The organism is Pseudomonas sp. PS02303, from assembly GCF_029959925.1.
Taxonomy (GTDB): domain Bacteria; phylum Pseudomonadota; class Gammaproteobacteria; order Pseudomonadales; family Pseudomonadaceae; genus Aquipseudomonas; species Aquipseudomonas mandelii.
This window is the reverse complement of the sequence record NZ_JASCOM010000233.1, coordinates 1-9,137: the sequence shown is the minus strand read 5'-3', so window position 1 is coordinate 9,137 and position 9,137 is coordinate 1. Positions and strand designations below refer to the sequence as shown.

Here is a 9,137-nt window from a genome sequence, read left to right as displayed (position 1 = left end):
AAACAGCCAGCCCGTGAGTAGCGGTTTGGGCCGCTGACGCGGCCAAAACGGCATTACGAACGTCTATGTCTCTGACTGAGCTAATTTGCGCTTTCGCCCGCTGATTCCATAGGCAACCCTCGCGACTCTCAGTTTTCGAGGTGTTTAGCGCGTTTTCACACAGCCTGGACCGGTTGCTGCCCTTCGCGACAGGCTGTAATCGGTCATAAGCAGTCAGTGGACAGACTAGTTGTAACCTGATTGCCGCGTTGCACCATCGTTGTCGGCCAACCGGACTGGGGGCAGTTGCACCGTTTTACTCGTTATCGGTAATTGCCTGCTTTTTACCGTTGTATTTCATGTGCGCAATCTACGCAGTTAGAACCCGTTGCCGCCCACAGGTGATACCAGCCGCTCGACAGAAGTCGCAATTCGATCCCGAGCAATCTTGTCATTTGCCAAGGCTTAGGGCAGGGTCGATACCACTGACATCTCTGCCAAAGGAGTCACCCCATGTCAAAGGTATATCCCAGTATCGATCCCGAGGGGTTGGTCGAGTACTCAGTGGTCTACACCGACCGCTCGCTCAACCACATGTCGCAGTCATTTCAAGACGTGATGAAGAACATTTCCAGGACCTTGAAACAGGTCTACAACGCCCAGGCTGTTGCGGTGGTTCCGGGCAGCGGCACATTTGGCATGGAAGCGGTGGCGCGCCAGTTTGCCACCGACCAGCAATGCCTGGTGATACGCAACGGCTGGTTCAGTTATCGCTGGAGCCAGATCCTTGAGATGGGCAACATCCCGGCGGCCACCACGGTGCTGAAAGCCCGACCGGTCGAGACTGGTCGCCAGGCTGCCTACGCCCCGCCCCCTCTGGACGAAGTGCTGGCAGCCATTCAGGCGCAGAAGCCGCAGATTGTCTTCGCCCCCCACGTTGAAACTTCATCAGGGATTATCCTGCCCGACGAGTACCTGCGGGCCGTCGGCGACGCCGTGCACGCGGTGGGTGGACTGTTCGTGCTGGACTGCATCGCCTCAGGCACGCTTTGGGTTGATATGCAGCAATGCGCGGTAGACTTGCTGATCAGTGCACCACAGAAAGGCTGGAGCGCCTCCCCTTGCTGCGCACTGGTGATGCTCAGTTCGTTGGCCCTCGAGCGCATCGAGCAGACGCAAAGCAGCAGCTTCGCCTGCGACTTAAAAAAATGGCTTCAGATCATGCAGGCCTACGAACAGGGCGGATATGCCTACCATGCGACCATGCCCAGCGATTCCCTCGCGCGATTTAACGAAGTGATGAAAGAGACGCAAGCCTACGGTTTCGACAAGGTCCGCGACGAACAACAGGCCCTGGGCGATCGGGTGCGGGCAATGTTGACCGGCAAAGGCATCAAGAGCGTGGCCGCAGCGGGCTTTCAGGCGCCTGGCGTAGTGGTGAGCTACACCGATGATGCCGACATCAAGAGCGGCAAGAAATTTGCCAACCACGGCCTGCAGATCGCCGCCGGAGTGCCGTTGCAATGCGACGAGCCGGCCGACTTCCAGACCTTCCGCATCGGTCTGTTCGGACTCGAAAAGCTGCACAATATCGAGCGCACGGTCCGCACCCTCGAGCAGGCATTGGACGAGGTGTTGGTTAACTAAGCCCTCATCGTGCCCGCAGCAACTGCCGGACTTGTGAATTCCAGGAAGGCATCCTGCCCCGGGCACTGCCGGCCCATGGCGCTAATCTTCGACAAATTTGACGCTAGTCGCCCGGACGTCATATTAGAACCACAAGGGAACGCCCATGCACGCGTCTTACTGACACGTGCACCCTTCAGCGCTATCAGAAAAGGGTTCCAACAAAGCCTTTCACGGGGTGGATGATTGGCGGCTGTATGACTCGGATTGCCCCATTGCAGACGGTGGCAACGGGCAAAAATCGGCCAAGAGCAGACGCTGCTTGTGCCTTAACCCCAAGTTACATTCACTGATGTGGGCGTACCCTAAAAATGGATCGCGTGCACCCTATGCACGCTCAAACGCGGCACACGCATGACGACCCTGCTTGGGAAGACTCTGTAGGTGCTAACACACCGAATGTGAACGCCACACGTAAGCTCAGCTCACCCTTCCCCGAGAAGCTCGCCTGACCAGCCTCCTTATGTGACGAATTAATTCACGGATATTTACCGATGGAGTAGGTCCTTATACGATGGAGTCCGCATTTATTCCTGCCCATCACGTCTGAGTAAGCTATGGTTATTCGGTGTATGACAAAACGGATTAACAAATTGTGTTTTATAGTCACGCAAAATTTTTCGCAGACAAATAAGCGGCAACTGTCCATAGGTCAGTTATTTCTATATTCACATACAACACCGTTGGGTGCCTGAGCGATGAATAACACTAGTTTTCTGGGTGAAAGCGCTAAGAGCTTCAGTATAGTGATAGTGAATTACAAGACACCAGAAATTACCAAGATATGTTTGGATTTATTGCATCAGCATGTGGGTGGTATCGTTCCAATATGGGTAGTTGACAACTATTCCGCCGATGAAAGTACTGAGTACTTGCGGACTCTTGACTGGATCAACTTAATCGAGCGTACTGTTTCTGAACCAGAGCAGGGCCATATCGCCCATGGCAAAGCACTTGACATGGTTTTGGAGCGGATTGAGTCTGATTATTTACTCCTGATGCACACCGATACATTTATTTTCGATAAAAATGTTTTTCCAATGATGCTAAATAAATGCATGAAAAACCCCAACATTGTAGCCGTCGGTTGTGTAGAGCAACTAAATCGTGGGACCACGAGAACCCTTTGGCGGTTTAGCTCACGATTGTTAAAGCACCATTTCAGACGCCTGAAAATCTCCTTGGGATTACGTTCCAGAGAACCAAAACCGTACAGAGAAGTCTACTTGAAGAGTTTCTGTACATTGTGGAACTGCAAACTTATCAAACAGCACGGCTTGCGTTTCTCAATGGATGATCGTGTGCCCGGCTACACCCTCCAAGACCGCATGACCGAGCTTGGCTATGTCATTGAAATGTTATCGCCGCGTAAAATTTTCAGCTATCTAGATCACATTCAGTCCGGCACTGTCGCAGCGGCTGGTGGCTATGAAAAGACTCATAGACGAACCAAAATGTACAACAACATTCTCAAGCGTCTTAACAAAGACAACAGCCAAAGCTAAGCGTTGAAGGCACGCAGCGAGTAGTGTGTGCGACACGGCTTGAAATTATCCTTGGGTTTTTATATTAAGTTATTGGAGCGGTAATGGCCCCCATCACTCAAACACTACCAATCACCCTCTCCCCGGAGCTTGATTTCGACCAGAGCGCCGCCAGCGCTTTGGGTGACTCGCTAGCCAGTAGCTATATCCAGGCTACGCCATTTCCGCATATAGTCATCGATAATTTTTTACAGGAAGACCTGATTGCGAGTATCTGTTCGCACTTCCCGGTCGAGCCCACTAACAACGAAATGCTCTACGAGCGTGGTTATAAAGGTCAGCGCAAACGACAAATCAGTCCCAACGAATGCGCCCCCTATTTGAAGACTGTTTTCAACGCCTTTAACTCGGCCCCCATGTTGCAGTTTCTTGAAAAGCTCACGGGCATCGAAGGTTTGATACCCGACCCCTACTTTATCGGTGGCGGGCTGCATGAAACGAAAAGTGGTGGCTTCCTAGGTGTTCACTCGGACTTCAGACTCAACAAAAAGCTTAATATTGAACGCAGGTTGAATGCCATAATTTATCTGAATGAAGACTGGCAAGAGGAGTACGGCGGCAACCTGGAACTTTGGGATATCGACATGAAGACTTGTCTTAAAAAAGTCCTGCCAATTTATAACCGTTGTGTCATTTTCAACACAGACAAAGACAGTAATCATGGGCACCCCGAGCCTTTAACGACTCCGGAGCACATCACGCGCAGGTCTATAGCGCTTTATTATTACACCGCACAAACCATGGCGGCCGATCCCGCACAAAGAAATAAAACACATTACAAGCCAAGGCCCAAAGATCGTTTAAGCCTCAAGTACTATTTGAACAAACTAATCAAAAAGAGAAACTAAGCTATATCGCTAGAGAGGACGCCTCCCCCCCCGTCGTTCCGCCGACCAGGCTCAGGCTTACCGCCTAAAGATGGCTCGGCGAGGGAGACTTCTTCCCGATAATGCTTTCTGCAGCAGCGTGGCACTCGGCATAACTTCCTAGCCCGTCGAAGATTTGCGGGGTGTACCAGACTTCGTCTCCTGGTGCGAAGGCCATCACACCCGGCCCCACTTCTTCGACAACGTCAGATATGTCGTGTCCGGTAAGGGTAACCGCCGAGTTTATGCGGTAATACTCGGCCAACCGGATGACAATTGCGATGTGACTTCACTAGAACAACCTTGAACGCTCTGAATAACCAAAGATTTCGGAGACTAGACCGACCGACTGCTCTTGGCGGTTTGCAGCCTGTCACCAGTCCTTAAAATAACCTGGTTATTTCATTCAAGATCCGATCCTGCGTTTCAACACTGGGTCTGTGGCGATAAGCCACTGCTAAAAATGCAACGCCTTCGTAGTCGCAGCGGATCGAAAAAGTCATCCCTTGACGAAACCCAAAAACGGACCTGTCTCCGGCATCAACAAAATATCTCGCTTTTGTAAGCGCTGATTGAGCGTGCTTCAGGCATTCAGCTTGACTAAGCGAGTGTTGTATCCAACTGGTAGTGACACGTACAGAAGACGTCTCGCTATCATCGATCGGTGGTCGAGCAATGGCTTTGGCAGGTGTATTGATATTGTCGTTACTGGAACAAGCAGTTAGCCCCATTGAGATAACAGTCAGCAAAAAGCCAAAACGAAGTCTCGAATGCTTAAGTAAGTGTCGCATCGCGGGGCGTTCCTCTGACGATGTGCAATGAATAAAAAATGCCTTGTGCTGCCATGTGCTCGTCTCTGGCGTAGAAACAGACGTTGTTAGCATAGCAGTGGAAAAGTGGCTTTCTGGCAACCGATCTGCAAGGTCAGCTATTGGCCGTTTTTTGCCGGTCAAGGCCACCCAGTGTGCTGGTCAAATCCGATGCAAACGACTGGTCAAGTCGAATGCAAATGGGTGGTCAAGTCCATGCAATTACGCACTATAGAAATCGGCGAGGTTCTGGCGCAGGTCGCTCAGATCAAGACATCGATCACTGCTGCGCAGAAGGTGAGTGGCTGGAATGTGATCTCCAAGGTTGAACGAGTAAAACAGTCACTCCTGCCCACTCGATAACTGTCCCATCATGCTGCGTGCATCCCTGCTGGCCAATGCCGAAATTTTGCTGGAGGCCAGCCAGGGGAGCTACTTTTTCAACAGAATCGGCCGAATACAGCCGATCATTAAGTGGAGAACATCGCCCTTAGCGCTGAAGTCGGGTAGGTGACTTCGCCGGACGGTTACGCTGCACCCTCGTCTTCGATTCGTTGTGAAATCTTGATCCTAAAGGAGCGATTTAGAACCGAACCGGCATGCCAAAACCTGGTTAGTCGAATTGTGTGCCTTTTTGTATCAGTTCGACTTTGTACCCGTTGGGATCTTCAATGAAAGCGATTATCGTGCGTCCATGTTTCATGACACCTGCTGGCCGAGGAACGCGATATCCCAGGATTGCTGCGCGGTTGCACACCGCTTCTGCATCCTCAACCTCGATAGCGACATGCCCGTATGCATCACCAAGTTCATAGCTATCTTGTCCCCAATTTCGCGTCAGTTCCAAGACGGCAGATTCTGTCTCCGGGCCATACCCGAGGAAAGCAAGAGTGAATTTGCCCTCCGGATAGTCTTTCCGTCTCAAAAGGCTCATGCCGAGCACTTTGGTGTAGAAGTGAATGGTTTTATCCAGATCTACTACGCGTAGCATGGTATGTAGGATGCGCATTAGTTTCTCCGCTGCAGCATCGGCCCGCAAGGCCGACATCTCTTAGAAGGCTTTCTCGAACAGAGACGAAAGCCGTGCGTCCACGCCCTATCTATCGCGAGCCCTTGAGGCCCGAAGATTACGGTCATTGGATGCCTTTGCGAGGCCGATGTTAAGCTCACACTGGAATCACTAAAAGTGACAAAAAGTGAGCAGTGCCATCACAAAAGGAAAATGTCTTGAAGCTTTCACAGCTCGGTTTTTTTTGCGCCGTCGTAGAGCACGGCACAATAGCCGCCGCCGCCGTACAGCTGCATTGCGTACCTTCGAACATCACAGCAAGGCTACGAGAGCTTGAAGACCAGCTGGGTGTCGTCCTGTTCAACCGAGAAAAAAACCGGTTGCTGGTTACACCCGAAGGTAGGCTGGTCTACCGCAACGCAAAGTTGCTCGTCGATCTGGCGGCTGAAACACGCTCGCTTTTTTCGACCGATTCCATTAATGGTGTGCTTCGAGTCGGGGCGCTGGATGTAGCGCTGGCTAATCATCTGCCCCAGCGTCTCGTACGGTACCGTCTGGAGGCGCCGGGGGTAGATCTCCACATCCGTCCGGAGCACTCGCTACACTTGGAGCGACTATTGATCGATGGCGAGCTTGATCTGATCCTCACTGATGGTCCAATCGAGCATCCATTGCTTGAAAGCCGCTTAGCCTTTCGTGAGCGCTTACTGAGAGTGGTACCGAAGGCTTTCTCCTCGCCCACCCCCGAAAGCTTGGCTGGACTTGAACTGTATGTATTTGGTCGCACCTGTCACTACAGACACCAGGTTGACAACTGGCTTGAAAGCAACGGCATCCAGCCTCGGGCGATTTTGGAAATCGAGTCGTATCCGAGTATTTTTGCATGTATAGCAGAAGGGTTAGGCTTCGCCTGTGTTCCGGAAAGTTATGTCGACCTTTACGCTAGCCAAGCGGATACATTTCATGCCGATCATGTGCCAGGCCTGGACTCGAGCGATATCTATTTCGTCTGGCGAAAAAGTCAGCAGTCGCCCTTAATAAAAAACTTCATCGAGATAATTGATATTCAGAGCAATTGGTCGTTACCGAGTCCAAAAAGCCGCGCTGGTGCTGATCATGGTGGACGGTAAAGGGTACCCCGCACGTAAAAGATAATTTGTTTAGCAGAAACCAGCGAATACCTTCCTGACGAAAACCAAGGGACGTTGCTACGATTCTTGTCAATGCCAAGACCCGGGTCGACACCACTTACCACAACCAATACCTGAACCACGGGCAGTTGGAACCGCCTCTGCGCTGGCCAAATTCAATCCGGACGGTTCGCAGGAGGTCTGGCTGCCGAATCAAGCGCCGGACATGTTCCGTGCGGACATAGTCAAACGCACTGGTCTGGAGCTTTCCCGCATCACATTGCATTCGCCGCTGGTGGGTGGATTCTTCGGGCGGCAATTTCTGTACGATTCCGCCAGCCCGTACGCGCAGGCCATCAATTTGTCCAAGGCAGTGGGGCGTCCGGTGAAACTAATTTGGAGTCGCGAGGAAGGGTTCAGTGCAGGACGTGCCAATTTCCAGTATGGCGAACGCGATGCAGTGGTGGTGGTGGTGGTGGATGAAATTGGCCGAGAAATTGCCTCGAGTCGAGAAGGCAAAGTCAGCCAACGGCGCTAATCTGATACTGTTTTTTATATTTGATCTGAGCCTTTTTTAGTGAGCCGGTGCTCTATAGGGTGCGCGTCCGACGCACCCAGTGAAGCATTGGAGATCAAGCCGATACGGGTCAACGTCGTCTCGCCAGGTGTCGTCGACACCCCGACTCGGGACTTCCTGAGCCGCGAGGATCATCAAGGTCTTCTCGAAAGCGTCGCGGGTAGCCTTCCGGTAGGTCGGGTCGGCCAAGCTGATGATCTTGCAGACGCTGCGCTGTCAATGATGGGAAATGGCTTCATCAAAGGCACCGTGCTCCACGTCGATGGTGGTGGTCGCATTGCCTGACGCTAAGCCTTTCCACTTCACCATGAGGATTTTGAAATGAGCGATAAACACGTAGCACTTGTCGTTGGTTCCAGCGGGATCATCGGCAGCGCTTTGGTCGACACGCTGTTCAGTGCGCCTGAATGGTCCGTGCGGGCTTTGCGTAAAACGAACCTGCCGGGCGTCGAGGCCATCGATTGTGATCTAAGCGATGCTAAGGCAACCCGGTTAGCGCTCGAAGCCGCATCAGATACCACTCATGTGTTCTATGCGGCGTTGCAGACCGATCCTGAATTGGCGCGCGAGTCTGAAATCAACACCGTGATGCTTAGAAACGTTCTGGACGGGTTAAAGGCCAACGGTGCTCCGCTACAGCGGGTTGTGCATTATCAGGGGGCAAAAGTGTATGGCGTTCACCTGGGCGCAAGCGTCGCACCATTCTATGAAGATGACCCACGCCACGTGGCTGCCAATTTCTACTATGCCCAAGAGGATTTGCTCAGAGAAAGACAGGTCAGCGACGGCCTGGATTGGAGCATCCTCAGGCCAGATGTGGTGGTAGGCGACATTGCCGGCAACCCGATGAACATCGCAATGGTGATTGGTGTCTTCGCAGCGCTGAGCAAACAGGCAGGTGTGCCACTGCGTTTCCCTGGCTCCATGCGCACGTATCGAGAGGTCGTTGCTCAACTCACCGACGCGCATTGGCTGGCACGCGCGAGCCTATGGGCCGCACTCGCACCCACGGCCCGTAACGAAGCCTTCAACCTGGTAGGAGAGCCGTTTCGCTGGGAACGCATCTGGATCAAGATCGCCGAAGCGCTAAACATGGAGGTCGCCACGCCTCAGCCGTTTTCTCTCGCCAAGCACATGCCCGGTAAAGCCAAGGACTGGGAGCGACTGGCAACTGAGCATGAGCTCAGCACATTGCCCTATGACAAGCTGGTTGGCTGGCCGTTCGGTGACTTTATCTTCAACACCGGATTCGACATGATTTCGGACATGAACAAGATCCGTCGTGCGGGCTTCACGGAAGTGGTGAACAACGAAGAGATCATGGTTGATGCGTTGAAGTGGCTGGCAGAGAAGGGATTCTTGCCAAGTATTTGAGTTGATTTCGATGGGTTGAATATCTTGACTTGGTGGCTGCTGCTTCGACGGAGGTGGCTGCTATCGGCCGAGAGTGTGTAAAAACGCTATCTGGCACCGTCGGCGCGGCGCGCCGCCGGCTGTTGGGGGACGTAAATGCACCTGAAGCTCCATGGTCGATCAG

General features: G+C 52.5%; 8 protein-coding genes and 3 pseudogenes. 8 read left to right on the top strand and 3 right to left on the bottom strand.

Annotated features, from left to right (window positions below):
• The first annotated feature begins 492 nt into the window (after positions 1-492).
• From QMX98_RS28570 to QMX98_RS28560, 3 genes are all read left to right on the top strand, one after another.
• Positions 493-1,626, top strand: a complete 1,134-nt coding sequence (locus QMX98_RS28570; RefSeq protein ID WP_282411736.1) for an aminotransferase class V-fold PLP-dependent enzyme — start codon at positions 493-495, stop codon at positions 1,624-1,626.
• Positions 1,627-2,363: 737 nt separating this feature from the next.
• Entirely contained in the window at positions 2,364-3,170 is an 807-nt protein-coding gene (locus QMX98_RS28565) for a glycosyltransferase (protein ID WP_083377112.1), read from the top strand.
• A gap of 83 nt (positions 3,171-3,253) precedes the next feature.
• Positions 3,254-4,057 carry a 2OG-Fe(II) oxygenase gene (locus tag QMX98_RS28560; RefSeq protein ID WP_282411735.1) on the top strand — a complete coding sequence of 268 codons (804 nt, stop codon included), beginning with the start codon at positions 3,254-3,256 and terminating at the stop codon, positions 4,055-4,057.
• A gap of 67 nt (positions 4,058-4,124) precedes the next feature.
• Here the strand turns inward: QMX98_RS28560 and QMX98_RS28555 are convergent.
• Together QMX98_RS28555 and QMX98_RS28550 are read right to left on the bottom strand one after the other, a co-directional pair.
• Positions 4,125-4,304: pseudogene (locus QMX98_RS28555) on the bottom strand (alcohol dehydrogenase catalytic domain-containing protein); the annotation flags it as partial.
• Between the two features lie 154 nt (positions 4,305-4,458).
• Entirely contained in the window at positions 4,459-4,866 is a 408-nt protein-coding gene (locus tag QMX98_RS28550; protein WP_172790664.1) for a hypothetical protein, read from the bottom strand.
• Positions 4,867-4,971: 105 nt separating this feature from the next.
• Here QMX98_RS28550 and QMX98_RS35120 point away from each other — a divergent pair, with 105 nt between their 5' ends.
• Entirely contained in the window at positions 4,972-5,247 is a 276-nt protein-coding gene (locus QMX98_RS35120) for a hypothetical protein (RefSeq protein ID WP_348967365.1), read from the top strand.
• Positions 5,248-5,497: 250 nt separating this feature from the next.
• On the opposite strand, the gene gloA is transcribed toward QMX98_RS35120, so the two are convergent.
• Positions 5,498-5,893 carry a lactoylglutathione lyase gene (gene gloA, locus QMX98_RS28540; RefSeq protein ID WP_084321250.1) on the bottom strand — a complete coding sequence of 132 codons (396 nt, stop codon included), beginning with the start codon at positions 5,891-5,893 and terminating at the stop codon, positions 5,498-5,500.
• Between the two features lie 218 nt (positions 5,894-6,111).
• On the opposite strand from gloA, the pseudogene QMX98_RS28535 reads away from it, so the two are divergent.
• The 4 genes and pseudogenes from QMX98_RS28535 to QMX98_RS28520 form a co-directional block, all read left to right on the top strand.
• Positions 6,112-6,954 (top strand): annotated as a pseudogene (locus QMX98_RS28535) (LysR family transcriptional regulator); the annotation flags it as partial.
• A 140-nt stretch (positions 6,955-7,094) separates the two neighbouring features.
• A pseudogene (locus QMX98_RS28530) lies at positions 7,095-7,435 on the top strand (molybdopterin cofactor-binding domain-containing protein); the annotation flags it as partial.
• Positions 7,436-7,648: 213 nt separating this feature from the next.
• Entirely contained in the window at positions 7,649-7,885 is a 237-nt protein-coding gene (locus tag QMX98_RS28525; protein WP_177010335.1) for an SDR family oxidoreductase, read from the top strand.
• A gap of 36 nt (positions 7,886-7,921) precedes the next feature.
• Positions 7,922-8,974: an SDR family oxidoreductase gene (locus QMX98_RS28520; RefSeq protein WP_084321206.1), complete on the top strand. Its 1,053-nt coding sequence runs from the start codon at positions 7,922-7,924 to the stop codon at positions 8,972-8,974.
• Positions 8,975-9,137 lie beyond the last annotated feature (163 nt).